At 54.6% G+C, this 25,700-nt stretch carries 23 protein-coding genes; 19 read left to right on the plus strand and 4 right to left on the minus strand.

The features are described from left to right. Positions 1–175 precede the first annotated feature (175 nt). The gene (locus VVR12_RS02580; RefSeq protein WP_368549543.1) at positions 176–721 is read right to left on the minus strand and encodes a type II toxin-antitoxin system PemK/MazF family toxin; all 546 of its coding nucleotides are present in this window, start codon (positions 719–721) and stop codon (positions 176–178) included. A 170-nt stretch (positions 722–891) separates the two neighbouring features. Here VVR12_RS02580 and lepA point away from each other — a divergent pair, with 170 nt between their 5' ends. Both lepA and hemW read left to right on the plus strand, forming a co-directional pair. Continuing rightward, a complete protein-coding gene (lepA, locus tag VVR12_RS02585; protein WP_368549544.1) occupies positions 892–2,748 on the plus strand; it encodes a translation elongation factor 4 in 1,857 nt (618 codons plus the stop codon). Continuing rightward, on the plus strand, positions 2,745–4,001 hold the full coding sequence (gene hemW, locus VVR12_RS02590; protein ID WP_368549545.1) for a radical SAM family heme chaperone HemW: 1,257 nt from the start codon (positions 2,745–2,747) through the stop codon (positions 3,999–4,001). Before lepA ends, hemW begins: the two co-directional genes overlap by 4 nt. A 66-nt stretch (positions 4,002–4,067) precedes the next feature. On the opposite strand, the gene VVR12_RS02595 is transcribed toward hemW, so the two are convergent. Continuing rightward, positions 4,068–4,478, minus strand: a complete 411-nt coding sequence (locus VVR12_RS02595) for a DUF4870 domain-containing protein (protein ID WP_368549546.1) — start codon at positions 4,476–4,478, stop codon at positions 4,068–4,070. A 157-nt stretch (positions 4,479–4,635) separates the two neighbouring features. Then, positions 4,636–5,502 (minus strand): DUF3097 family protein, encoded by an 867-nt coding sequence (locus tag VVR12_RS02600; RefSeq protein ID WP_368549547.1) that lies wholly within the window; start codon positions 5,500–5,502, stop codon positions 4,636–4,638. A 159-nt stretch (positions 5,503–5,661) separates the two neighbouring features. On the opposite strand from VVR12_RS02600, the gene hrcA reads away from it, so the two are divergent. From hrcA to VVR12_RS02660, 12 genes are all read left to right on the plus strand, one after another. After that, the gene (gene hrcA / locus VVR12_RS02605; protein WP_368549548.1) at positions 5,662–6,669 is read left to right on the plus strand and encodes a heat-inducible transcriptional repressor HrcA; all 1,008 of its coding nucleotides are present in this window, start codon (positions 5,662–5,664) and stop codon (positions 6,667–6,669) included. 55 nt (positions 6,670–6,724) lie between these two features. Further along, positions 6,725–7,852 carry a molecular chaperone DnaJ gene (gene dnaJ / locus VVR12_RS02610; RefSeq protein ID WP_368549549.1) on the plus strand — a complete coding sequence of 376 codons (1,128 nt, stop codon included), beginning with the start codon at positions 6,725–6,727 and terminating at the stop codon, positions 7,850–7,852. A gap of 14 nt (positions 7,853–7,866) precedes the next feature. After that, positions 7,867–8,631 carry a 16S rRNA (uracil(1498)-N(3))-methyltransferase gene (locus VVR12_RS02615; RefSeq protein WP_368549550.1) on the plus strand — a complete coding sequence of 255 codons (765 nt, stop codon included), beginning with the start codon at positions 7,867–7,869 and terminating at the stop codon, positions 8,629–8,631. Between the two features lie 176 nt (positions 8,632–8,807). Continuing rightward, positions 8,808–9,899, plus strand: a complete 1,092-nt coding sequence (locus VVR12_RS02620) for a PhoH family protein (protein WP_368549551.1) — start codon at positions 8,808–8,810, stop codon at positions 9,897–9,899. Positions 9,900–9,903: 4 nt separating this feature from the next. Beyond that, a complete protein-coding gene (gene ybeY / locus VVR12_RS02625; RefSeq protein WP_368549552.1) occupies positions 9,904–10,422 on the plus strand; it encodes an rRNA maturation RNase YbeY in 519 nt (172 codons plus the stop codon). Further along, positions 10,419–11,735: a hemolysin family protein gene (locus tag VVR12_RS02630; RefSeq protein WP_368549553.1), complete on the plus strand. Its 1,317-nt coding sequence runs from the start codon at positions 10,419–10,421 to the stop codon at positions 11,733–11,735. The genes ybeY and VVR12_RS02630 overlap by 4 nt, the downstream gene beginning before the upstream one ends. A gap of 86 nt (positions 11,736–11,821) precedes the next feature. Next, entirely contained in the window at positions 11,822–12,898 is a 1,077-nt protein-coding gene (locus tag VVR12_RS02635) for a GTPase Era (RefSeq protein ID WP_368549554.1), read from the plus strand. A gap of 93 nt (positions 12,899–12,991) precedes the next feature. Then, positions 12,992–14,506 (plus strand): LCP family protein, encoded by a 1,515-nt coding sequence (locus VVR12_RS02640; RefSeq protein ID WP_368549555.1) that lies wholly within the window; start codon positions 12,992–12,994, stop codon positions 14,504–14,506. 242 nt (positions 14,507–14,748) lie between these two features. Continuing rightward, positions 14,749–16,488, plus strand: a complete 1,740-nt coding sequence (leuA, locus tag VVR12_RS02645) for a 2-isopropylmalate synthase (RefSeq protein WP_368549556.1) — start codon at positions 14,749–14,751, stop codon at positions 16,486–16,488. Between the two features lie 80 nt (positions 16,489–16,568). After that, positions 16,569–17,333, plus strand: coding sequence for a DNA repair protein RecO (gene recO, locus VVR12_RS02650; protein WP_368549557.1), 765 nt, complete (start codon positions 16,569–16,571; stop codon positions 17,331–17,333). A gap of 2 nt (positions 17,334–17,335) precedes the next feature. After that, positions 17,336–18,148, plus strand: coding sequence for an isoprenyl transferase (locus VVR12_RS02655; RefSeq protein WP_368549558.1), 813 nt, complete (start codon positions 17,336–17,338; stop codon positions 18,146–18,148). 4 nt (positions 18,149–18,152) lie between these two features. Next, positions 18,153–19,253 carry a quinone-dependent dihydroorotate dehydrogenase gene (locus VVR12_RS02660; RefSeq protein ID WP_368549559.1) on the plus strand — a complete coding sequence of 367 codons (1,101 nt, stop codon included), beginning with the start codon at positions 18,153–18,155 and terminating at the stop codon, positions 19,251–19,253. A gap of 73 nt (positions 19,254–19,326) precedes the next feature. Here the strand turns inward: VVR12_RS02660 and VVR12_RS02665 are convergent, their stop codons facing one another. Continuing rightward, complete coding sequence (locus VVR12_RS02665) at positions 19,327–20,034, minus strand: DUF3043 domain-containing protein (RefSeq protein ID WP_368549560.1); 708 nt, start codon at positions 20,032–20,034, stop codon at positions 19,327–19,329. Between VVR12_RS02665 and VVR12_RS02670 the strand changes: the two genes are divergently transcribed. From VVR12_RS02670 to VVR12_RS02690, 5 genes are all read left to right on the plus strand, one after another. Then, entirely contained in the window at positions 20,033–21,448 is a 1,416-nt protein-coding gene (locus VVR12_RS02670) for a dipeptidase (protein ID WP_368549561.1), read from the plus strand. The two genes, VVR12_RS02665 and VVR12_RS02670, sit on opposite strands and share 2 nt — an antisense overlap. A gap of 101 nt (positions 21,449–21,549) precedes the next feature. Continuing rightward, on the plus strand, positions 21,550–21,906 hold the full coding sequence (locus tag VVR12_RS02675) for a HesB/IscA family protein (RefSeq protein ID WP_368549562.1): 357 nt from the start codon (positions 21,550–21,552) through the stop codon (positions 21,904–21,906). 220 nt (positions 21,907–22,126) lie between these two features. Next, positions 22,127–22,993 carry a cytochrome c oxidase subunit II gene (gene coxB / locus VVR12_RS02680; protein WP_368549563.1) on the plus strand — a complete coding sequence of 289 codons (867 nt, stop codon included), beginning with the start codon at positions 22,127–22,129 and terminating at the stop codon, positions 22,991–22,993. 10 nt (positions 22,994–23,003) lie between these two features. Further along, on the plus strand, positions 23,004–24,704 hold the full coding sequence (ctaD, locus tag VVR12_RS02685; protein WP_368549564.1) for a cytochrome c oxidase subunit I: 1,701 nt from the start codon (positions 23,004–23,006) through the stop codon (positions 24,702–24,704). 11 nt (positions 24,705–24,715) lie between these two features. Beyond that, positions 24,716–25,120 carry a cytochrome c oxidase subunit 4 gene (locus VVR12_RS02690; protein ID WP_368549565.1) on the plus strand — a complete coding sequence of 135 codons (405 nt, stop codon included), beginning with the start codon at positions 24,716–24,718 and terminating at the stop codon, positions 25,118–25,120. Positions 25,121–25,700 lie beyond the last annotated feature (580 nt).

Raw genomic sequence — 25,700 nt, forward strand, 5'->3', positions numbered from 1 at the left:
GTATAAAACTTTCTTTTTGTCTAATTGGTCGGTGAGGGCTACGCTGACCGGTCATCGACTGAGCGGCGTGGGGATGCCTATGGCAACCAGTCAGCAGTGCCCGATGACCATCGGACACACAGCTAGGAATTCTATCAGAAGTTAACCCAATAGTCAGTAGAGAGATGTCTTACAATCAACGGCTTTGACGCAGGAAAGCAGCCTTGACGGATTCGAAAGTTCGCCGATCAAGAGGCGAGCCTTCACGGCGCATCTGGGTTGGGTCTACACGGATCACCCGATTGAGTTTTACCTCCGAGGGGCGACCCTGGCGATCCCACGATCCGCTACCGATGTCTACATAATGGGGATCATGCTCGAAGCGATTATTCCGGTCTTTGCTGGTGAGCATAAGCCCTAAAAGATACGGGCCGTCTTCACCCACGATGAGAACCGGGCGGTCCTTACCTTGGGAATAGTCTTCTTCGAATGGCACCCACGTCCATACGACTTCCCCGGGTTCCGCCTGCCCGTTGCGAATAGGGGAGTACTCAAACGCGAATTGGCCGGTGTAATCGCCCGGATAAAAGCTCGACGACGAACCTACGGGGGTTGTTGTGCGACGGTCAGAACGCTGCGTTGCGGTAGGTTCAGTACGACGAGGTTGGAGCTTTTGATACTGCGAATAGGCTTGTTGTGCAAAATTCAGCACACGACGGAGAGTACCCAGATTAAACTTCATGGTTCTCAAGGTACCGGTGTTGTCGGGTCTCACCTCACATTTAAGGCGGATACGCGGAACAATCCTGTGAATTGGAGCGAACGAATAACGCCAACGAGTAAAAACATGGGAAACTAGTTAATCGATCTATACCGTTTTCGCGCCGAGCGCGACCGAAAGGACCAGCATCAGTGGCACCCATTGCTTCTCAGGCACCGACACCTGCGGCAACCGACCCAGAGATTCTGCGTAATTTCTGCATCATTGCACATATTGATCACGGTAAATCCACCCTGGCCGATCGCATGCTTCAGGCGACTGGGGTGGTGACTCCGCGCGAGATGAAGGCCCAGTACCTGGATCGCATGGATATCGAACGCGAGCGTGGCATTACCATCAAATCGCAGGCCGTCCGGATGCCCTGGGAAGTCAACGGCAAATCCTACGCCCTAAATATGATCGACACCCCTGGTCACGTCGATTTCACCTACGAGGTTTCCCGGTCGTTGGCCGCCTGCGAGGGTGCATTGTTGTTGGTGGACGCGGCCCAGGGCATTGAAGCGCAAACGCTGGCGAACCTCTACCTCGCTATGGAAAACGATTTAACGATCATCCCGGTCTTGAACAAGATTGACCTCCCTGCGGCCATGCCGGACAAATATGCGGAAGAACTGGCGCATCTCATTGGGGTGGAACCTGAAGATGTACTTCGCGTCTCCGGCAAAACGGGTGAGGGCGTTGAAGAGCTGCTCGACCGAATCGTTGAGCTCATCCCCGCACCGACGGGGGAGCAGGCCGCTCCTGCTCGAGCCATGATTTTTGACTCCGTGTACGACTCCTACCGTGGTGTGGTGACCTATGTGCGCGTAGTCGACGGAAAGCTGGAACCGCGGCAAAAGATCAAGATGATGTCTACCGGTGCCGAGCACGAATTGCTCGAGATCGGTGTTATCTCGCCCGAACCCATCCCTACCAAGGGCCTGGGCGTCGGAGAGGTGGGTTACCTCATCACCGGTGTGAAGGACGTCCGTCAATCGCGCGTGGGTGATACCGTCACCAGCGCAACGAAGCCCGCCGAACAGTCCTTGGGTGGATATGAGGATCCGAAACCCATGGTCTTCTCCGGGTTGTTCCCCATCGATGGCTCCGATTATCCGGTGCTACGAGACGCCCTCGACAAGCTGAAACTCAACGACGCCGCCCTCATCTACGAGCCGGAAACCTCGGCCGCGTTGGGATTCGGTTTCCGTTGCGGGTTTCTCGGCCTGCTGCATCTCGAAATCGTGCGCGAGCGCCTGGAGCGAGAATTTAATCTTGACCTCATTTCGACTGCGCCGAACGTTATTTACGATGTTGTCGATGAGACCGGTGAGTCGCGACGAGTCACGAACCCCAGCGAATTCCCCGACGGTAAGGTCGCAACGATCCGTGAACCTATGGTCGCCTGCACCATCATCGCCCCCAGCGAGTTCATCGGTGCGATCATGGAGCTCTGCCAGCAACGCCGCGGTCAAATGGGCGGCATGGATTACCTCTCACAGGATCGTGTTGAGTTGCGTTATCGTCTCCCGCTGGCTGAAATCGTCTTCGACTTCTTCGATCAGCTCAAATCGCGTACCCGTGGTTACGCTTCGCTGGACTGGAAGTTTGACGGGGAGGAAGAGGCGGATCTGGTCAAGGTCGATATTTTGCTCCAGGGTGAAAAGGTCGACGCTTTCTCCGCCATTACCCATCGCGATAAAGCCTATTCTTACGGTGTGATGATGACCGGTAAGTTGCGGGAGCTGATTCCCCGTCAGCAGTTCGAGGTGCCTATTCAGGCTGCTATCGGTTCGCGCGTCATTGCCCGTGAGAACATCCGCGCGATTCGAAAAGACGTTCTTTCCAAGTGCTACGGCGGCGATATTTCGCGTAAGCGCAAGTTGCTTGAAAAGCAGAAGGAAGGCAAGAAGCGCATGAAGATGGTCGGCCGTGTTGAGGTGCCGCAGGAGGCCTTCATCGCCGCGCTATCTTCGGGGGAAGAAGCTAAGGACAAGGCAAAGAAGTGACCCCCGCCCAGCCGCTGGGATCCCCGGCCCCGCTTGACGGCAGCATTCCACAGGAATCTGCCGTCAAGGCGGTTAACCGTTCGCTCAGCCTCTACGTGCACGTTCCCTTTTGTTCGGTACGGTGCGGGTACTGCGACTTCAACACCTACGCCACCGAAGATTTCGGAAACGGGGTGGGGCTAGCGTCTTACGCACAGGACGCCATCGCCGAGCTGGAATTCTCGGTGCAGGTCCAGCGCGCCTCGGGTATCGCCCCGCGCCCGTTTCGCACCGTCTTCTTCGGTGGGGGTACACCGACCAAGTTGCCTGCCGATCACCTGGTATCGATCCTCAATCGGGCCCGCGAACTCTATAACATTCAGGAGGGCGCTGAGGTAACGACTGAGGCCAATCCCGATTCGGTGACCGCAGAAGACCTCAGAGTGTTGGCCGAGGGCGGGTTTAACCGGGTTTCGTTTGGTATGCAATCCGTCGTACCGCAGACACTGGAGGTTCTCGACCGTACCCATACACCTGCCAACGTTCCTAAGGCTGTTAACTGGGCCAAAGACGCTGGGCTGCAGGTCTCTGTGGACCTCATCTATGGCACTCCCGGGGAGACCTTGCAACAGTGGGAGCAATCGTTGCAGGCCGCAGTTTCGTACCGCCCCGACCACATCTCCGCCTACTCCCTGATCGTGGAGGAAGGCACGAAATTGTGGGCTGAGATTCGCCGCGGCAAGTATGAAATGCCCGACGACGATCTCATGGCTGACATGTATCTGGCTGCTGATCGGATCCTCGGTGAAGCTGGGTATCACTGGTACGAGGTGTCTAACTTTTCAACGCACTCGGGTACACGGAGTACCCATAACTTGGCCTATTGGAATAATGACGATTGGTGGGGGATCGGCCCGGGAGCCCATTCGCACATCGCGGGGACCCGATGGTGGAACGTCAAACATCCTTTGGCTTACGCGAATCGGGTACGCGCTGGAGAATCGCCTGCTGCAGCTCGAGAAGTTTTATCGGAATCCACCCAGGCTTTTGAACGGATCATGTTATTGCTTCGCATTAGAGAGGGTATAACGCTCGAGGATCTTCGGCCCTGGCATACGCCGCAGGTGCTAGAGGAGAAGTTGAAGTGGCTCTCGCGCCAGGGTCTCATTGACCAGCAAGCTTTGGACCGGCAACGGGTACAGCTGACACTACAGGGTCGCCTCCTCGGAGACGCTGTGACTCGCGAGCTTGTGCCCGATCTGAACACCCCGTGAACCAAAAATCTGAGAAAAATATTGACCCCACCGGTTGCCCGGCGGGGTCAAGATTTAAAGTACTTCTTACTTGCGGTTCGACATCCGGTCGAAGAGAGCGGTATTAAACTTGTACTGATAAGGGTTACCACGGTTAACTTTGATGCCGGCAACCAAAGACATGAATGCCAGGAATGCCCACATCAGAGCGGCAATGAGCCCAAAGAATCCACCGACCACAGGAACGTTGGTCAACAGCATGAACAGTACAATCACGATTGTGGGCAAGAGAGTGAAATTCAATGCCTCACGTGACTCCTGCTCGGTGAATGGGCCGCGCCCACGGTACAGGTAGTAAATAATGCCCGAGGGGATGCACCCAATAACGCCACCGAAGTGAGCGAGTGTAGCGATGTTGCGGTCTCCATGGACTGTCAGCTTTTTGGCGGTTGCCGAGGTTCCCTCAAAAGTTGAATCCGGTGCGATCGCAGATTTCAAAGTTTCACCATTCTACAGAGATTGAGCGTCGGCCAGTCGGCCTCACCTTACAAGTCAGCATTAATTCTAGGTGCTCGCCCCCTTACGTTAGTGCAAGGACACTCACACCCGTCAGCATAGTTTTCTCAGAGTTCACTGGCACGACCAGGTAGTGGCTCTACGGGGCGGTGATGAAGTCGATGAGGTGCTCCACCGGTCCGAGAATGTCCGGTTCAAGGTCGGAGTAGCTATCGACTTTTTCGAGAATGCGTTTCCATCCTGCTGCGACGTCTGCTTGGGTTTCATGGGGCCAACCAAAGGTACGGAGAACTCCTTTCTTCCACTCCTCGTGTCGAGGGATAACAGGCCAGGAGGCCATACCCAACGTTGCGGGCTTGACCGCCTGCCAGACGTCCACATAGGGATGCCCGACGATGAGTACGTTCTCGGCGGCACCCGGTACCGCACGGGCTTCCTGCACGATCTTCGATTCCTTGGTCCCCGCAATGAGGTGATCTACCAGAATGCCCAGCTTACGGTGAGGCGCGGGACCGAAGTCACGAATGGCGGCAGCGAGATCGTCGACCCCGTGTAGAGGTTCCACGACGATACCCTCCACCCTGAGATCGTGACCCCAAACCTTTTCCACGAGTTCAGCGTCGTGGGTACCTTCGACCCATAACCGCGAGGCCTGAGCAATTCTGGCCGGAGATTGTTCGACGACCCGAGAACCAGATCGTGAAATCCTGGGGGCCTGAAGGCGGGGTTTGGCGCGCGGTGCGGTGACGATGATGGGCTCTCCTTCGAGGAGGAAGCCCGGGCCGAGCGGGAACGATTTAACTTTTCCTCGCGCGTCCTCGAGTCCTAGGACGCGCATCCCGCCGATGGTTTCGAGGGAGACCACCACACCCACCCAACCACTCTGGACGTCCTCGAGCAACATTCCGCGTTGAACAGGCACCTCACGAGGGGTGGCAGGCCGGTTATCGCGCGTGGAATTGGAGAGATCCTGAGCTCCCCACGAATAGTAGTCGTTCACGTGCATACTTTCTTCTTAGGACGCAGGCAGGGGCAACTTCACCTTAGCCCAAAGCGTACGGCCCTGAGGATGTTGGCGTTAAAGTATTAGAGTTGAATTAGCACTTGACGAAGACAAGTGCCAGGATGAAGCTATCAATTCGTAGCCCCGCCCGAAAGGAGAGCCGTGACGCAGCCGCGCAAACATCAGGTGCTCCGGGCCATTGTCGAAGATTTCGTACGTTCCCGAGAGCCGGTGGGTTCCAAGGCGCTGATTGAGCGTCATAACTTGAAGGTATCTAGTGCTACCGTTCGCAACGATATGGCGCTTCTCGAAGAAGAGGGGCTCATACGAGCGCCGCACGCGAGTGCGGGACGTATTCCCACTGAGAAGGGATACCGCTACTTTGTCGATGAAATCACTGTGCCGAGAGCTCTCACCCCAGCGCAGAAGCGCGCGATTCACACCCTGCTCGACAGTTCGGATAGCGTCGAAGAAGTTTTTCAGAAGACGGTCCGGGCGCTCTCGCAGTTGACCCACCAGGTTGCTGTCCTGCAGTATTCCTTGAATCCGGTCACGACAATCCGCCATATTGAACTGGTGCCGGTGGGGGATCACCAGGTATTGGTGATGGTGATTAGCGACACCGGCCGCGTCATCCAAAAAACCGCGACCGTCGAACAATACACCGAAGACGATGTGCAACTGCTCAAAAAACTGTTGCTTGCATCTCTTGCGGGCCATCAACTCGATGCAGTGAATTCACTGAGTACAGAGTCGGCCGATTGGCAATTAATCGATTGTGCGCCCGCGGTTATCTCTGTTTTGCAGTCCTTTGCGCGGCAGGAATCCAGTTCGAAACTGTTAATCTCTGGCACTTCTTACCTCGTAGAATCCACGCCAGACTTTTCACAGTCGGTCGCACCCATTCTGGAGGCTCTCGAGGAGCAGGTCACCATGTTGCAGCTTTTGAACGAGATGTCTCAGGATGCCCGCGGTTTTGCGGTGAAGATCGGGACAGAAACCGCTGTCAAGCCGTTACAAGAGACCTCGGTGATCACCAGCGTCTATGGCCTAGAGGATGGCTCGCAATTGGGCGTCCTTGGTCCTACGCGTATGGACTATCTCCAGACCACATCTACCGTGCGTGGGGTAGCGCGGTATCTAGCCAAGATTTTGGGTACTTCTCCCTGAGCCCTAAAATTTCACGTGCACTGAAAGATTTTCACCAGACAGAGAAAGAAGTAGCATGAGCGATCATTATGAAACCCTCGGTGTGTCTCGAGACGCAAGCCCCGAAGAAATCAAGAAGGCTTATCGTAAAAAAGCCCGCAAACTTCACCCGGATATCAATCCCTCCCCGGAGGCGGCGGACGAGTTCAAGCGGGTTTCACATGCCCATGACGTACTCTCCGATCCAGAAAAACGTCGCATCTACGATCAAACGGGTAACGAAAACGGCCAAACTCAGGGTGGTTTCGGCGGCGGGTTCCCTGGTGGTTTCGGCGGGGGATTCGGAGATATTTTCGACGCCTTCTTCAACCAGCAGCCCTCTGGTCCTGCTTCGCGTACTCGGCAGGGGCAGGACGCGCTCATCAACGTCCGCATTGACCTCAAGGATGCGGTATTTGGCGCCGAAAAGCCGATCACCGTGGATACCGCGGTTACCTGCGACAAGTGCCATGGGGATGGGTGCGCACCGGGGACTCAACCGGAAACCTGCCAGGTGTGCCGAGGCCAGGGTTACATGACTCGACAGGTCCAATCCATCTTGGGCACCGTAATGCAGCAGGTCGAGTGTTCGGCATGTCACGGTTACGGCACTGTTATTAAGACTCCCTGCCCTGAGTGCTACGGCGAGGGCCGTGTTCGCGAACGCAAGCCGCTCACGATCAAGATCCCCGCCGGTGTCAACTCCGGTTCGCGCATCCGACTCTCTGGCCAGGGTGAGGCCGGTGTCGCTGGAGGCCCCAACGGCGACCTCTACGTCGAGCTTCGCGTGCAGGGGCATCCCGTTTTCTCCCGCGAGGGCGACGACCTTCATGCCACCGTCGGTATCTCCATGGTGGCTGCCGCACTCGGCACTTCTATCACCCTAGATACGTTCGACGGTGAACAGTCGATTGATGTGCGACCGGGTCTGCAATCGGGTGAAATCATTACACTGCAGGGACTGGGCGTGACTCGACTGCGCGGCCAGGGCCGAGGTGACTTGAAAGTCACCGTGGAAGTCCGTACGCCCACCGATCTTTCCAAAGAAGAGAACGAGCTTCTGCGTGAGTTTGCACGGATGCGCAAGGAAGACCTGAACGTGAGCGAAACCGTCACGGAAAAGGGCGGATTCTTCTCACGCTTTAAAGAACGTTTCGAAAAGTAAAGGTTACCCTCTGAATGACGGCTCCAATTTTCTACCTTGATCCCGCGATCATTGCCCAGTGTGCCGTGGGAGATATCTTGGAGGTCACGGGAGATGAGGGGCATCACGCAAAGAATGTGAAGCGCCTGCAACCGGGCGAAGACATTCATCTCGCCGATGGTCGAGGCCAGAGAGTCTGCGGTAAGGTTTATCAACTCAGCGGTGACGGTCTGAGCGTTCTCGTGGAATCCACTCATTCTGAGCAGTGCACCCCGGAGATCTATTTGGTCCAGGCGCTGGCAAAGAATGATCGGGATTTACTAGGTATCGAGTTAGCTACTGAGCTCGGTGCCGTAGGAGTCGTTCCTTGGTCGGCACATCGTTCTATCGTGCAGTGGAAAGGTTCGCGCGCCGATAAGGCGCATGCCAAATGGGAAAAGACGGTAGTAGCGGCAGCTAAACAGGCTCGTAGAGCTCTCATCCCCACGGTCTACGACCTCCATTCCACCAAGCAACTGACGGGGTTCATCGAAGAGGTTACCCACCAGGGTGCAGAGGTATTTGTTCTAGATGAACGCGAGGGGTTCCGATTATCTGAGCATATTCGACAGTTAGACACAGAACGGCTGGGGGAGTTGTACATCGTGGTGGGTCCGGAAGGAGGCATCAGCGAGGACGAGGTTTCCCAGTTGATCGCAGCCGGGGCAAAGACCGGGGTGTTAGGCCCGGAGATCCTCAGAGCTTCCACCGCTGGAGCTGCGGCCATATCACAGGTGAATACCCTCCTGGGACGATGGTGACACCCAACTGCTCCAGTGAAAATAGGCGGCTCAGCGAGGAGTTTCATCTGAGTTTTAGGTTGAGTTCACTCTGGGCATGATTGCCCCCCTGCCTCCAGACCCACTCTGGCAGGATACCCTGTATATGAGAACTAATACTTAGAGTCTAAGGAGCTCTGATCAGGCGTAAGCCGGTTATGACCACAACTCTCACAGGCGCCAGCCGCCCGCTTTCTGTAGCAAGAACCTTCACCTTCGGATCACGGAGCGAAATGGTCGCCGTCATGGGACCTTCGGATTCCAGCATTGCAATCGTGGAGTCACGATTCCCGACAGTCTCCCTACGTCCCAAAGATTTGGATGTTGTGGTGACTGGCCCCTCCGAGGCTGTCGCGACGATTATTCGTCTGCTCAGCGAGTTAGCGCGTCTCGCTCATCAGGGGATAACCATCTCTGCAGATACCGTCACCCGGGTTATCGACATGGTAAGCGCCGAACTTGATCAGCCAGCTCACGCGATGAGCCAAAATATTCTGAGCTCACGTGGGCGCAAGATCCGGCCTAAGACCGTCAACCAGAAGAACTACGTTGATGCCATTGACGACAACACGGTGATCTTCGGGATAGGCCCAGCCGGTACGGGTAAAACGTATCTAGCCATGGCAAAAGCCGTTCAAGCGTTGCAGTCCAAAGAGGTCAACCGAATCATTCTTACCCGCCCTGCGGTCGAGGCGGGAGAACGACTGGGCTTCTTGCCGGGGTCACTCAATGACAAGATCGACCCGTATTTGCGACCCCTCTACGATGCTTTGCACGACATGATGGATCCGGAGTCAATTCCACGTCTGATGGAAGCTGGCACCATTGAGGTCGCGCCGCTGGCGTATATGCGTGGCCGAACCCTCAATGACGCTTTTATCATCTTGGACGAGGCCCAAAACACGACCGTCGAGCAGATGAAGATGTTCCTGACACGTCTCGGGTTTGGGTCGAAGATGGTCATTACCGGTGACGTCACTCAGGTCGATTTGCCCAACGGACAGGCTTCGGGCCTCCGCCAAGTGAAGCAGATCTTAGGCGAGGTTGAGGATATTAGCTTCTCGATGCTCGAAGCTTCCGATGTCGTTCGCCATTCCTTGGTCTCAAATATCGTCTCTGCCTATGAACAGTGGGATGAGGATAAGCAGGCGATGGAACGTAAACGCAATCGGAAGGTCAAGCGCCGGACCATCGAGGCCGCAGCCGAACGATTGTTGGAAAAGAACGGCATTACGGCGGCGGGGGAGTAGAACAATGACAGCTGAATTCGACATCATGGATGCCCCGGAAAACGCCGATGAATTTACGCGCAGAGCCTTCGCCGAGGTAGACACCGCCGAGTTAGATCGCCTGATCCTGCACGCCTTTAACCGCATGCATGTCAGCCCAGACACCGAGGTCTCGGTAGCTATTGTGGATGAAGAGCGCATGGCGGAAATCCATGTCGAGTGGATGGACCTGCCCGGCCCCACCGATGTTATGTCCTTTCCCATGGACGAGCTGGAGCCCGGTACCGTTGAAGAACCCGCCTCCGGCGTCCTCGGCGATATTGTGTTGTGTCCCACGGTGGCTGCCCGGCAGGGAGCCAATGCTGGGCACAGCACGATGGATGAACTCTGCTTGTTGACCGTTCACGGTGTACTGCATTGCCTTGGTTACGACCACGGTACAGCCGAGGAAGAAGCCGAGATGTTTGGCATCCAACGCTCTATTTTGACCGAATTCCTGGGGCGAGACGCGCCCGTGGAGACCCGCCACGATTCCTCAGTATGATGACGCTCCTTTTACTCATTCTCAGCCTGTTAGTTTCTTCGCTCCTCTGCTATGTATTCACCGCGACAGAGGCCGCGTTGGTCTATCTTCCCCACGGGGAGGCAGACGACCTCATCGAGGGGAATAAGCGCCCTCGCCTAGCCCGAATGTTGGAACATGAAGGCGAAACCCATTTTTCTGTTCGTTTTTGGCGTGTGCTTTTTGAAACCCTCTCTATAGTGCTGGCGTTCTCCATCGTTCAGCACCTCACGGGTTTCCTCTGGATTAGCGCGATCGTCACGGCCATTGCAATGACCCTGATCGGGTTCATTGTCTTTGGCACGACCCCGCGCCGTAAGGGGCGTGCACAACCGGCCCGCTTCATCCGCAACTTTCACCCCTTGCTTTATCTCTTCACAAAAATTCTGGGCCCTATTCCGGCTCGTTTTCGTCGTCACGAGGAGCAACGTCCCGACGAATCCAACAGCAGCTCGACCTCGTTCACCGAGGAAGAGTTGCGTGAATTCGTGGTCCGGGCAAGTTCTTCGGAGACCATTGAAGACGATGAAGCTCAGATGGTTCATTCCATCTTCGAACTCGACGAGACCCGCATCCGATCCGTCATGGTTCCGCGAACGGATATGGTGACGCTCGACATCGACGAGGATCTTCGTTCCGCACTATCTCTCTTTATGCGTTCGGGATACTCTCGCGTGCCCGTTTTGGGCGATGATTTCGATGACGTACGCGGTTTTCTCTACCTCAAGGACGTCATGGAAGTCTTCATCGCTGCAGAAGGAACTTCCCATGGCATGCCCAGTCTGCACAGCGTGATGCGTGAGGCACGTTTTGAACCTGAGTCGAAGCGTGTTATGGATCTGCTGAAAGAGATGCAGCGGGAGTCCACCCACGTGGCGATCGTTGTTGATGAATATGGCGGTACCGCCGGACTCGTGACACTGGAAGATCTCATTGAAGAACTCGTGGGAGATATCTCCGATGAATTCGATAATGAGAAACCAGAAATCAAAATGGAAGAAGATGGAACCTTCAAGATCAGCTCAAGATTGAGTATTGAAGAGCTAGGGGAACTCTTCGGCCGCGAACTGGAAGAAGATGAAGTAGATACCGTCGGTGGCCTTCTGTCTAAACACCTCGGCCGGGTTCCCATTGTGGGAAGCGAGATCGAGGTCGAGGGTATTCGCATTCGAGCTATCGGCACCCGTGGACGCCGCAACCAAATCGGTACGTTGTTGGTGTGGGTTGCCCCCGAGGAAGATAAAGCCCACGATCACCAAGGTTCCGTGATCGCTGAACGGTTCGAAGAACATTAGAACCCTGCCTACGCGCCTGTGCGAGGCGCGCAGGCGGGGTAACATTAGGTGCACTAAGTCAGCCGCTGACGCTCAAGGGAGTAAGTTTGGATTTCGCATCGGTACCCGATGACTTTTCTGCCGGTTTCGCCTCACTGGTGGGTCGTCCCAACGCTGGTAAATCGACACTAACCAATGCATTGGTGGGGCAAAAGGTGGCGATCACGTCTAACCGACCTCAAACCACCCGTCACACCATTCGCGGAATCGTTCACCGAGACGAATTTCAACTGATCTTGATCGATACACCGGGCTTGCACCGGCCTCGCACGCTGTTAGGCGAACGCCTCAACGACATGGTGGCAGAAACTCTTTCCGAGGTTGACGTTATCGGGTTCTGCCTCCCGGCCAATGAAAAAGTTGGCCCTGGCGACCGGTACATTGCCGAGCAAATCGCAGCATCAGGCTCCAAACCCATCATCGCTATTGTGACAAAAGCAGATACCGTTAGTTCGGAACAACTGGCTGAAAAGTTAATCGAGGTGCATGCACTCGGTGAAGAAGTCATGAGCGCCGAACGCGCCCAACGAGCACAACGTCAGCAACGACGTTCCGCCAAGGGGCGGGAGCAAGAATTACCATTCCGCAAGGATTCTGGTCCTTCATCACGCGGCTCGCACAGCAATGCGGGGCATTACGTCGACGGTTTGGGGGGCTGGGCGGACATTATCCCTGTCTCTGCGATTAAAGATTTTCAAGTAGAGGACGTCGCGCAGCTATTGGGCGAGTACCTTCCGGACTCCCCGCCGCTCTACCCCGATGGAGAGCTGACCGACGAACCGGAGGCCACTCTGGTGGCTGAGCTGGTTCGCGAGGCAGCGCTTGAGGGTGTGCGTGATGAATTGCCACACTCCGTGGCGGTCACGGTAGAGGAAATGGACCTACGAGAGGGCCGACCGGAATCGAATCCGTTGATGGACGTACACGTCAATCTCTTTGTAGAGCGATCTTCTCAAAAAGCAATCATTATCGGTAAAGGCGGGTCCCGACTTCGATCCATTGGGGCGCAAGCTCGAGAAAATATTGAGCGCTTACTCGGTACGAAGGTATATCTCGATATCCATGTCAAAGTGGCCAAAGACTGGCAACGAGACCCTCGAGCGCTCGGACGCCTGGGATTCTGATCCCTCTCCACGTTCAAGGCTTCAGGGGCAATATGCCGTCTTGAACGTTTTGATACATTATTGACTTCATCGATCCGTCCTGAGGGGAATCACGTGGCCACCACTGATCGCACCAACAAGACAGAACCTACCCTTGTCGGTTCTGGTCGACATATGCGTCAACAGCCAGTCAAATCACGTAAGTACACATGGCTGGCATTATCGTGCGTGGGTGTTCTACTCTTTGTTGCGGCCGTGGCCGGAGTTAGCCTCATCCGCCTGCGTTCCAACGTCCACACGGCAAGCCTCAACCTTGGATCTGCAAACGCTCAGGCAGACGGCGGCCCCCTAGACATCTTGGTGATCGGATCCGACACGCGACAGGGTAACAACTCATCCTATGGAGATTCTCAGGACGCACAGTCGAGCGCTCGTTCAGACGTGATGATGTTGGTTCAGGTCAGCGAAGATCGTCAGAACGTCTCCGTTTTGTCTTTCCCTCGTGACCTGATGGTAGACATTCCACAGTGCACGGATCCCGTAACGGGAGAGGTTTACCCAGCGGGGGAGAACGTTCAAATCAATGAATCCCTGTCCCACGGTGGGCCCGGTTGCACGGTGGCCACGATTAGCTCCATCACGGGTGTTAATATCAATCACTTCATGCTCGCTGACTTCAACGCTGTCAAGTCGTTGTCGTCGGTAGTTGGCGGTGTAGACGTGTGCGTCACCAAACCGATTGACGACTCTTACAGTGGGTTGAAGCTACCCGCCGGAGTTTCCTCGGTGGAAGGGGAGCAGGCATTGGCGTTCCTACGTTCTCGTCATGGATATGGCGACGGGAGCGATACCAGCCGCATTTCAGCTCAGCAGAGCTTCCTTTCGTCTCTTTTGCGCAAAACTCAAGCGGAAGGTACTCTCAATAACCCTTCCAAGATGATGAACATTGCGGAAGCCATTACCCAGAACGTAACCGTGGATCAGGGCTTGACCAACCCTAGAACCCTCGTTGATATTGGTTCCATTTTTTCCGGTGTGGAACTGAGCAAAGTTGTGTTTGCGACCGTCCCCAATGAGCCCTTTTCAGGTAATGAGAATAAGCTACAAATCGCTGATTCAGCGCAGCCAATTTTTGAGCGTTTGCGCGAAGATCGAGGGCTTTTAGACGAACAGAAAACTGCATCAACAGAAGTTTCCCCCAGTTCCGATGCTCCGTCCGCTACCCAGGCATCCGCAACACCGTCGGCTGAGGCCACGGCCGCTGAACCCCGGATGGACGCCGCCATCACGGTTCTTAATGCCTCTGGAAAATCGGACCGGGGTCAGGAGATACAGCAACTGATTGAAAGCGCTGATTTTTCTCACGTCTCGGTTCAGAAGAGCGACGTGCAATACAACGCTTCCGCCGTCTACTATCCCGCCGGGTACCGTGCAGAAGCGGAAAAGGTGGCGCAGAAATTGGGAATCTCACGGGTTGAAGCCACCGCTGCATATTCCACTGTGACAGCGGTGATTGGTACCGACTTCACACAGGGCGATTCCCTCAAACAGGAACAAGGAAAGATCGTCGGTGATGCCAACGGCCAAACAGCGAGCCAGGTAACCTGCCAACAATCATTCGAATATTAAGCTAGAGGCCTCTCGACACTGCAGTAGCAGGCGAGAGGCCTCTTCGTATCCGTCTTACATGATGGAATAAAGCCGAGTAATTCCTCAGATGCCGCAGACCAATGATAACTTCATGGTGTGATCGAGATAATAAAGCGCGAACTTCTTACCTGCCGCAACGAGGCCGCCTCATCCTAGGTCGCAGGTTCGTTGCGGAGTCTTGCATGTAGCGACCACATCAGGCAGTTAAACAGAGGTACATCATGAAGAATTTGCAACAACCCACGAAAATGCAGGTGCACAAGTACCGGCCGTTTTCAGAAAAAATCGGAGTTAGCCTTCCCGATCGAACCTGGCCCAACAAAGAGATCACCCAAGCTCCGCGTTGGTGCGCCGTCGATCTGCGCGATGGAAACCAAGCTCTCATCGATCCCATGGATTCAGAGCGCAAATTAGCGATGTTCAAACTGCTCGTCGACATGGGGTACAAGGAAATCGAGGTCGGATTCCCCTCGGCGTCGCAGACCGATTTTAATTTTGTACGCACTCTCATCGAGGAAGACCATATCCCCGACGACGTCACCATTCAGGTATTGGTCCAATGCCGGGAGCACCTCATAGAACGCACTTTCGAATCAATCGTCGGCGCTCGACGTGCGATTGTACATTTCTACAACTCCACGTCAGTGCTCCAAAGAGAAGTTGTCTTTAAACAGGATCAAGATGGCATCTTGGATATCGCCCTCACCGGTGCACGCTTGTGCATGAAATATGAGGAGCAATTGGCTCCGGACACCCTCATTACCTACGAATACTCGCCTGAATCCTTCACTGGCACGGAGTTAGAATTTGCCGTAAGGGTGTGCAATACCGTGACCGATGAGTTGCGCATCGGCGAAGGCCGCGAGGTGATCATCAACCTGCCAGCTACAGTCGAGATGGCCACCCCCAACGTGTATGCAGACTCGGTGGAGTGGATGAGCAGACATCTGACAAACCGCGAGCATGTCATCCTGTCCCTGCACCCCCACAACGATCGTGGAACCGGAGTAGCAGCGGCCGAACTGGGTTATATGGCTGGCGCTGATCGTATCGAAGGATGCCTGTTCGGAAACGGCGAGCGCACCGGCAACGTCGATTTGGTGACTTTGGGTTTGAACATGTTTACCCAGGGAATCGATCCGCAGATTGATTTCTCGAATATCGACGAGATACGACGAACCGTAGAGCACTGTAATCAGATGCCTGTTCACGACCGTTCGCCCTATGGCGGCGATCTCGTCTTTACCGCATTCTCTGGCTCTCACCAAGACGCCATCAAAAAGGGATTCGAGGCCATGGAAGCCTCTGCGGCAGCCGCGGGAAAGAGCATCGACGATCTCGTGTGGGATGTTCCCTATCTCCCCATTGATCCCCGCGACTTGGGCCGGACGTACGAAGCTATTATCCGCGTCAATTCTCAGTCGGGCAAGGGCGGTGTGTCCTACATGCTCAAGAACGAGTTCGGCTTAGATCTGCCACGCCGGGCACAGATTGAGTTTGCCTCTGTGGTACAGGCGCAGACCGACGCTGAAGGTGGGGAAGTAACCACCGAGAAATTGTGGAAATATTTCGTCGACGAGTATCTGCCTGCAGAACATACTCACTGTCGTTGGGGACGGTTCCGCATTGAGTCCTTGAACGTTGACTCCATGGCTGATTCCAACACCACGTTGCGGGTTCAGCTCAACGTCAACGGACGCCGGTTCGACCGAACTGGCAAAGGCAACGGCCCCATCGACGCGATGCAGGATATCTTCCGACAAGAGGGTGTAGATCTGCGATTGCTGGATTACTCTGAACATACGCTAGCATCCACCTCGGATGCACAGGCTGCCAGCTATATTGAGGCGGCAGTCGGTGATCGTGTTCTCTGGGGTATCGGTATCGACAACTCGACGACCTGGGCTGCGCTGAAAGCAATGACTTCTGCGGTCAACCGAGCCTTTCGAGATGAGAATTAGGTTCTGAAATAGGTATATGCTGTGGTTGGTACGAGCGTACCAACCACAGCATATTGTTTATCCGAGGAAAGTACGAAGCATTGGTAGCAGGGACCGGTCAGGGATCGTATACCGATCGTGCGCTGGTACTCAGAACGCAGCCTTTGGCGGAGACCGATCGCATCGTCATTCTCTTGACCGCCGAGCATGGGGTAGTTCATGCTGTGGCTAAAGGGGTGCGCAAAACAACATCCAAATTCGGTGGCAGACTTGAACCGTTTATGTTGGTCAATGTTTCTCTTGCTCCTGGTAAGAATCTCCACACGGTTGCGCAGGTCACCACACATCGCGCCTATGCCTCGTCGATCGTTGCTGATTTCGATCGTTATAGTGCGGCGTTATTATTGTGCGAATCCGCAGAGACTTTCACTGCTAATGTCGACACCGATGAAGCTGGTCGATATTTTGTATTGTTAGCTGGCGCTCTCTCTGCTTTAGCGCGGAATACGCACCCTATCATCGATATTGTCGTGGCCTTCCTCGGGCGGTCGTTGATCATCGCCGGATGGGGCTTTTCAACCCATCAATGTCACCGTTGTAGTCGGCCCCTCAATCACGGAGGATTGCAACTGGATGCTGGGATGCTGTGCGATGAATGCATGAAAGCTACCGGGGAACCAGTCTCTTATACGCTGGGATCAGATGTTTTCGATTATCTTTCAGCGACCATCTTCGGGGATTGGGAAAAAATAGATGATCTGATACTTTCGGGCACTCGGGAGAGGGCATTCACCGTTTTGACCGCCTTCGTCCAACACACCACCGAAAAACCTCTAAAATCATTAGACCTCATGAGAAAGGGATAACCATGCCATCATTTTCCCCGCCGGACCCGCATCCTAGCGGGGCACGTCCTCCAGCTATCCCCGCTCAATTCGTTCCGCAGCATGTCGCAGTGGTGATGGACGGCAACGGACGGTGGGCAAATGAGCGAGGTTTGCCGCGCAACGAGGGCCACAAAGCGGGGGAAGCCTCCTTGGTGGATGTGGTTGCAGGAGCTATTGAGATGGGAATTCCCTACGTCTCGGCTTATGCGTTCTCCACCGAAAATTGGAAGAGAAGCCTGGACGAGGTTAGCTTCATCATGCGTTTCACGGTGGACGTCCTAACGCGGCAACTGCCCACCCTTCAATCGTGGGGTGTACGCATTCTATGGGCCGGCCGCAAGCCGAAGCTATGGAAATCGGTCATCAAGCAACTGGAATTTTGCGAAGAGCAGACCAAAGATAACACTGCCTGCACACTGGTCATGTGCGTCAACTACGGTGGGCGCGCAGAAATTGCTGACGCGGCTGCTCAGATCGCTCACGATGTCTCTGAAGGTAAGGTAAAACCCGGGGATATTTCAGAAAGGAAATTCGCGCAGTACCTCTATAACCCCGAGGTTCCAGACGTCGATCTTTTCTTGAGATCATCGGGGGAGCAACGCACCTCTAATTTCTTGTTGTGGCAGAGCGCCTATGCGGAGATGATCTTTTTCGACATTCTGTGGCCTGACGTCGATAGATTGACCCTGTGGGATGCTGTTGAAGAGTATGCCCGTCGGGATCGTCGTTATGGGGGTGCCCAAGATGCCATCGCCTCGCCCTCTGATTCCTCTACCCATTCATCAGGAAAGTAGTTTCATGAGAATCTATCCCACGATATTCAACATTGTCTTTAAAAAGATGGATCCTGAGCTCGCGCACCATGTGGGTTATACAGGCCTCAGGTTGTTGCGAGCGACCCGGGTCACGTCATTATGTTCCCGCTGGCTCAAACCTCAGAAGGCGCTGGAGTGCGAAGCAATGGGGCTTACTTTCCCCACCCCCTTTGGAGTCGCCGCCGGCTTCGATAAGGCGGGGTTGGCCATCAACGCTCTCACCGACTTTGGCTTCGGACACGTAGAGGTTGGCACCGTGACGGGGCAGGCGCAACCAGGAAACCCGAAGAAGCGCCTGTTCCGTTTGGTGGGGGACAAGGCCGTCATCAATCGCATGGGCTTCAATAACGACGGTGCGGCCAAGGTTGCCCCGCGATTGCGGCGGGCAATGCAGGTCTTGGAGCGTGAATATGGCGATTCTCGTGGGGCCCGTCCTGTTCTTGGTATCAATATCGGTAAGACCAAGGTAGTGGAGCTGGAAAATGCAGAAGCCGATTACCGACTTTCCACGCGTGAGGTTGCGACTCACGCAGACTACCTTGTGGTCAACGTGAGCTCACCCAACACCCCAGGACTGCGGACCCTGCAATCCATCGAGACACTGCGACCACTCTTAATGGCGGTGCGTGAGGAAGCCGATGCTGTGGTGTCTCATCGGCACGTTCCGCTCCTGGTAAAAATCGCACCGGATCTTGCCGATGAAGATGTCATCGCGGTGGCGGAGCTGGCTCGAGAACTTCGCCTGGACGGAATCATTGCAACCAACACCACCATCGCCCGTGAGGGTCTGGGTTTGACGGCGGATCCCCAAGAGATCGCAGAGATCGGGGCGGGTGGACTCTCGGGGCAACCTCTGAAACGCAGGTCTTTGGAGGTCACTCAGTTGCTACGTCAACACATGCCTTCGGACATGACTCTCATTTCCGTCGGAGGCGTGTCAACGGCCGAGGACGTTCAGGAACGTCTTGACGCAGGTGCGAACCTGGTGCAGGGATACACCGCATTTCTCTATGAGGGGCCGCTATGGGCTTGGCGAATCAACAAAGAGCTTGTGAAAATACGGCGTAAACGTCAGCAAGGTTAAAAATGTGGAGGCGGGCCGAGATTGAATGTCTCGGCCCGCCTCCATTGGATTTCTGCAGATCAGCTATGGACCGTTATAAGCGAGGAAATTCTCCTCGCTTCACCTGGGGCTTGGGCATACGTAAGGGGCGCACCATCATGACGCGATTGAATGCGTACATGCCCGATCCGGTTTGAATCTCACCAAATTTGGCGATTAATTGTGCCTTGAGTTTGCGCCACATCAACCACGAATCGATGAAGAAAGCGCCCAATAAGACCCACATCATGAGGGTGAACCAGACACGTAAAGGTTCAATGAACATACCAGCAATAAATACAGCGAGCATGATGAAGATCAGAACGTCGCCCACGTTGAACCGCGCGTCAATGAAATCGCGAATATACCGACGCTGAGGGCCTTTATCGCGTAACGGAAGGTAACGCTCATCTCCGGTGCGCATAGCCTGTTGCTCACGCAAACGACGCTCCCGGGCAGCTTCACGTTCCTCTGCTTTGGCTGCTTTACGATCTGCCGGCACCAGAGGCTGACGTCGCGCCGCCTCTTGCTGTTTGCGGGAGGGGGTGGGACGTCCCTTGGGCGGTGTCACCTTGGGGTCAATTGCCTTCGAACCGCTTGATGAAGCAGCCTCAGATGACTTATTTTCTTGTTCAACCTGCGCCAGATCCAGATCTTCTGCACGCACGCTGCCAGAACCAGTTGATTTCTTTTTACGTCCAATCACCCCCTTAGAATACCGGACAATCGCACAGGTCGCATGGGCGGCGTAGGGTAGAGACATGACACCTCAACACTTTGATTTAGAGAAGTACCATTCAGCACTCGAAAACTCGGTGCAGCAAAACTTCGATCGCACGCTCTCGCTTCTATCCGACCTTGTTGCAATCCCCTCGGTAGCCTGGGAATCCTTTGATTTGTCACAGGTTCGTAGGAGCGCCGAGAAAGTACAGCAGTTAGCTCTGGACGCAGGGTTCGAGACCGCTGAAATTTGCTCAGCGACTTATGGTGCAGATCAAAAAGAAGGCATGCCTGCGGTCATCGCCCAAAAGCGCGCCGCGGAGGGTTACCCCACGATCGTTCTCTATGCCCATCATGATGTGCAGCCTGCAGGCGATGAAGAACTATGGAATACCCAACCGTTCCAGGCCACTCAACAAGGTGACCGACTGTATGGGCGTGGAGCCGCAGACGATAAAGCTGGGGTGATGGCCCATCTCGCAGCCTTTAGCTCCGCCAAGGAAGTACTCGGTGATGACTTCAAAGCGGGAGTTACCCTGTTTATTGAAGGTGAAGAGGAAGCGGGTTCGCCCAGTTTCACCGCATTCATTGAAAAATACCGACAGCAACTAGCGGGGGACGTCATCATCGTGGCCGATTCGGCTAACTGGCGAACAGGTGTACCTGCTCTCACCACTTCGTTGCGCGGAGTTGTGAGTGCAACTTTCACTGTGCGAACAGCTGATCACGCGGTTCACTCCGGTATGTTTGGTGGCCCCATGGTCGATGCCTATACGGCAGGAATGCGTCTTGCTGCAACTTTACACACCGATCAAGGTGAAGTAGCAGTTCAAGGTTTGCACATTGCACCTGAACCTGAAGTTGAATACTCAGAGTCTCAATTCCGTGAAGATTCAGGGATTCTTCCATCTACTGAGTTGTTGGGTTCAGGCTCCATCGGTGGTCGATTGTGGGCAAAACCCGCCCTATCCATCATCGGCATGGATATTCCTTCAGTCGCGCATTCATCCAACACTATGGCGGCTGAAACCCGAGTGCGTATAAGCCTCCGACTGGCACCCGGCGACGATCCTCAACGTGCCCATCAGAAATTAGAGGAACACCTCCACAACCACGCCCCCTGGGGCGTCCAGGTGGAATACTCGGCAGATGAGGCGGGTCTGCCCTTCCAAACTGATACAGCCGAAGCTGGTTCACAGTTGGCATTACAGGCCATGAAGACAGCTTGGGGAGTTGACCCCGTCTGCACTGGATTGGGAGGCTCTATTCCCTTCATCTCAGACCTCAAGAACGTGTTCCCTGATGCACAGATTTTGATTACCGGAATCGAAGATCCGGATACCCGCGCGCACAGCGCTAATGAGTCGTTGTATCTGCCAGATTTTGAAAAGGCTATCCTTGCCGAATCGCTCATGATAGCTCAGCTGAGCCAGGGGAGCTGGCCGCAGGGGGAATAGGCGCTCACAATCCCTTGTTGAACAGCTCAGACGTTGCTCTAGCAATGCAATCAGGGAATAATGAACAGCAACAAGCTTTCAGTCTTAGAAAGGGTGATTTCATGTCTGAAACACTTTCGGAAGAAACCGCTACTCACGGTGTGAATCTCACAGATGTAGCAGCAGAAAAGGTGCGCGCACTCCTGGAACAGGAAGGCCGAACTGACCTGCGGTTGCGCGTAGCTGTTCAGCCGGGTGGATGCTCCGGTTTGATCTATCAGCTGTACTTCGACGAGCGATTCCTCGACGGTGATGCAGTACGGGACTTCAACGGGGTAGAGGTCATTGTTGACCGAATGAGCGTCCCTTACCTCGACGGTTCCACCATCGATTTTGAAGACACTATCGAAAAGCAAGGTTTCTCCATCGACAATCCCAATGCTCAGGGCTCATGTGCCTGTGGAGATTCGTTCCACTAAGCACCTCTCTGCGTTGATGAATGGCCTGCATCCGTGACGGATGCGGGCCATTTTCTATGTACCCGATCGAAAATTAAGAAAATCTTGCCGTTCTCAGTGACAGACTGTCACCAGATGCTTGAGCAAGAGGGTAAGCTCGTATTGAAAGGATTTTAGGCTCAGTCTGTCTCATTAGTGGAAAGAGCCTAAAGCACGCACATCGCAAAAGGAAGGGCCGTCTGTGAGTTCGCAGCATCGAACCGGCAGCCGAAAGCTGAAGGGCGTGGCCGTATCAGGCCTAACGCTGGCTTCCGCACTGCTTATGACTGGTTGTTCAGATCAGGCAGAGGTTGGCTTCTTGCCGACCAAGCGTGGAGTGACCGATAACGCTGACACGATCATGAGCCTATGGATCGGTTCGTGGGTAGCGGCATTGGTCATTGGCCTCATTACGTGGGGTCTGATGCTCTGGTGCATCATTGCTTACCGTCGCCGCAAGAACGAGACCGGTTACCCCCGCCAGTTGAGCTATCACGCTCCGCTCGAAATTCTTTACACCATCATTCCCGTGGTGCTTATCGTCAGCCTCTTCAGCTTCTCTGATCGCGCAGAACGCGACATTACCGCTCCGAAGGCCGACGAAGCCGCCGTAACCGTTGAGGTATACGGCAAGCAGTGGGCTTGGGACTTCAACTACTTGAAGGGTGGGGAAGTACCTCAGGACGTGCACTTCTCGGGCAACCAGGCCCATCTGACTGGTGAGGAGGGTGTTGAGGAAACTCTTCCCACCCTTTACCTGCCGACTAATTCAACTGTCGATCTTCAGTTGAAGTCGCGAGACGTTATCCACTCCTTCTGGGTCCCCGCATTCCTTGAAAAGCGAGACACCATCCCCGGTCGTACCAACCACATGTACTTCACGACTGGTTCAGAAGAAGCAACCTACGCCGGCAAGTGCGCCGAACTCTGCGGTGAGTACCACTCTGAGATGCTCTTCAACGTAAAGGTTGTTTCGCCTGAAGAATTTAAGAAGCATATGGGTGAACTCCAGCCGGGCCGCCTCGGTGACGAGTACAACCGTAACCCCAACATGAACACCACGAAATAAGAGGTGACCCTTGACTACTCTCGAGTATTCAGCGGATTCGGCAACTCAGGTTGCCCCGCGGGTGGTCCCAAAGTCCAAAGGACGAATCATCGTCAATTGGCTGACGTCCACCGACCATAAGACCATCGGGTACATGTACCTGATCGCTTCCTTTATCTTCTTCTGCGTGGCCGGCATCATGGCGCTCCTCATGCGTATGGAGCTCTTTGAGCCCGGCATGCAGATCCTGCAGACCAAGGAACAGTTCAACCAGCTGTTCACCATGCACGGTACTCTGATGCTGCTCATGTTCGGCACCCCGGCCTTTACTGGCTTTGCCAACGTGCTAGTGCCGCTTCAGATCGGTGCACCGGACGTTGCCTTCCCGCGCTTGAACGCATTGGCTTTCTGGTTCTTCCTGTTCGGTTCGTTGGTCGCTATCGCAGGCTTTATTACCCCGCAGGGTGCAGCTTCATTCGGTTGGTTTGCATACGCACCGTTGAATAGCACCACCTACTCGCCGAGCGTCGGTGGAGACCTTTGGGTCTTCGGTCTGGCGCTTCAGGGCTTCGGAACCATCATGGGTGGTGTCAACTTCATCGCCACCATCCTCTGCATGCGAGCACCGGGTATGACGATGTGGCGTATGTCGGTCTTTTCTTGGACCACTCTGATCACGGCGATCTTGATCATCATGATCTTCCCGCCGCTGGCATCCGCTCTCTTCGCATTGGGTATGGACCGTCGCTTCGGTGGCCACATCTTTGATCCCGAGAACGGTGGCGCTATTCTGTGGCAGCACCTCTTCTGGTTCTTCGGACACCCCGAGGTTTACGTGCTTGCGTTGCCCTTCTTCGGCATTGTTTCTGAGATTATTCCGGTCTTCTCCCGTAAGCCGATCTTCGGTTACAAGGGTCTGGTCTTCGCTACCATCGCGATTGCGGCTCTCTCCGTGACCGTGTGGGCTCACCACATGTACGTCACCGGAGCTGTGATGCTTCCCTTCTTCTCCTTTATGACCATGATGATCGGTGTGCCGACCGGTATGAAGTTCTTCAACTGGATCGGCACCATGTGGCAGGGTTCCATCACCTTCGAAACCCCGCTCATCTGGATCATGGGCTTCCTGGTTACCTTCCTGTTTGGTGGTATCACCGGCGTCATCCTGGCAACCCCTCCGTTGGACTTCCACCTTTCCGATACCTATTTCGTGGTGGCACACTTCCACTACGTGATCTTCGGAACCATCGTGTTTGCGATGTTCGGTGGATTCTACTTCTGGTGGCCGAAGTGGACCGGTTACATGCTCAACGAGCGTCTGGGCAAGATTCACTTCTGGTTGCTGTTCATCGGCTTCCACACCACCTTCTTGATCCAGCACTGGCTGGGTGTAGATGGTATGCCTCGTCGTTACGCCGACTACATGGTTGAGGATGGTTTCACCTGGATGAACCAGCTTTCTACCGTAGGCTCGATGATCCTTGCCATCTCACTGATTCCCTTCTTCTGGAACGTATACACCACTCATCGTTACGGAACCAAGGTTGAAGTAGATGACCCGTGGGGTTTCGGTGGTTCGCTCGAGTGGGCTACCTCTTGCCCGCCGCCGCGCCACAACTTCACGGCTCTGCCCCGCATCCGTTCCGAGCGTCCGGCGCTGGATCTGCATCACCCCGAATTGTCTACTAACGTAGACATCGCTTCTGCAGCCCGCCAGGCGACCGTCCGATAGGAGATCAGTAAATGCGTACAATAGGTATTCTTTTCAACCTGATCGGCGTATTCCTGATCCCGGTTGGCATTGTCTACGGCATCATGACCAAGCTAGACGATTGGGCTGGATTCCCCGCGCTTCTTGCAACCGCTGCCATGTGTTTCTTCTTGGGCACCTTCTTGATGTTTACCGATAAGAAACATCCTGATCAGCCCAACGACAACCTTGACGGGGAAATTGCAGATGCAGCAGGCGAGTACGGTTTTTACTCCCCGTGGTCATGGTGGCCTTTGGTTATCGGCGCTATCTGTGCAGTACTCGTAACCGCTATGGCTATCGGACAGTACTGGTTGGCTCTCATCGCCGGAATCGTCGCCATCCTTGGATGCGTAGGTTGGGTATATGAGTACAGCCGTGGAGATCACGCTCACTAGTACGTCTATCTAGCTGTTCTCCAGCTAAGAGACGATCAAAGAAGGGGCCTACCGTTGTTTTCAACGGTAGGCCCCTTCTTTGCATGTTTAACCCTTATCTATGAGATATATAGGTGGGCGAGAAGTATAAGATCCCACGCACAGACGTGACGGGGGGGGATGGCATGAGTGGTTTGGAGTATTTGGACAATCTATCGACTCAATGATTTCACAGAGCATCACTACAGTTGCTGGAGCCTTATCATCGAGACCCCAGTCATGAACTTTTTGAGTCTCGGGTAATCTCCGAAGTTGTTTTACAGACTGGGAGCAGATGTCAGCCCTGTTTTGGCATCGCCCTTATGGCGGGTGCAATCCGCAATTGAATTGGAACACAGAGCTATACACCCTCCCGTAGAGAACGCCATTTAAATCTCTCTGGATGGCGCGTAACTTGTGCAAGCAACACACCACAACCCATCGGTCTATATTTAGCGCCTAGCCATCTACTGGCTACTCTATTTCCACGTTATTTACTTGCAATATCTCTGAGAGATTGTGGATCCCCGTTAAAACTGCGCTGAAAGGCCTTCTCAGCTCC

The organism is Rothia sp. LK2588 (genome assembly GCF_040946465.1).
In the GTDB taxonomy this organism is placed as follows: Bacteria; Actinomycetota; Actinomycetes; order Actinomycetales; family Micrococcaceae; genus Rothia.

Bases quoted from the DNA above. Each gene is read 5' to 3' on its own strand.
- VVR12_RS02580 (WP_368549543.1), bottom strand. From the start codon at position 721: ATGAAGTTTAATCTGGGTACTCTCCGTCGTGTGCTGAATTTTGCACAA.
- VVR12_RS02600 (WP_368549547.1), bottom strand. From the start codon at position 5,502: ATGCACGTGAACGACTACTATTCGTGGGGAGCTCAGGATCTCTCCAAT.
- dnaJ (WP_368549549.1), top strand. From the start codon at position 6,725: ATGAGCGATCATTATGAAACCCTCGGTGTGTCTCGAGACGCAAGCCCC.
- VVR12_RS02615 (WP_368549550.1), top strand. From the start codon at position 7,867: ATGACGGCTCCAATTTTCTACCTTGATCCCGCGATCATTGCCCAGTGT.
- VVR12_RS02620 (WP_368549551.1), top strand. From the start codon at position 8,808: ATGACCACAACTCTCACAGGCGCCAGCCGCCCGCTTTCTGTAGCAAGA.
- ybeY (WP_368549552.1), top strand. From the start codon at position 9,904: ATGACAGCTGAATTCGACATCATGGATGCCCCGGAAAACGCCGATGAA.
- VVR12_RS02630 (WP_368549553.1), top strand. From the start codon at position 10,419: ATGATGACGCTCCTTTTACTCATTCTCAGCCTGTTAGTTTCTTCGCTC.
- leuA (WP_368549556.1), top strand. From the start codon at position 14,749: ATGAAGAATTTGCAACAACCCACGAAAATGCAGGTGCACAAGTACCGG.
- VVR12_RS02655 (WP_368549558.1), top strand. From the start codon at position 17,336: ATGCCATCATTTTCCCCGCCGGACCCGCATCCTAGCGGGGCACGTCCT.
- VVR12_RS02660 (WP_368549559.1), top strand. From the start codon at position 18,153: ATGAGAATCTATCCCACGATATTCAACATTGTCTTTAAAAAGATGGAT.
- VVR12_RS02670 (WP_368549561.1), top strand. From the start codon at position 20,033: ATGACACCTCAACACTTTGATTTAGAGAAGTACCATTCAGCACTCGAA.
- VVR12_RS02665 (WP_368549560.1), bottom strand. From the start codon at position 20,034: ATGTCTCTACCCTACGCCGCCCATGCGACCTGTGCGATTGTCCGGTAT.
- VVR12_RS02675 (WP_368549562.1), top strand. From the start codon at position 21,550: ATGTCTGAAACACTTTCGGAAGAAACCGCTACTCACGGTGTGAATCTC.
- VVR12_RS02690 (WP_368549565.1), top strand. From the start codon at position 24,716: ATGCGTACAATAGGTATTCTTTTCAACCTGATCGGCGTATTCCTGATC.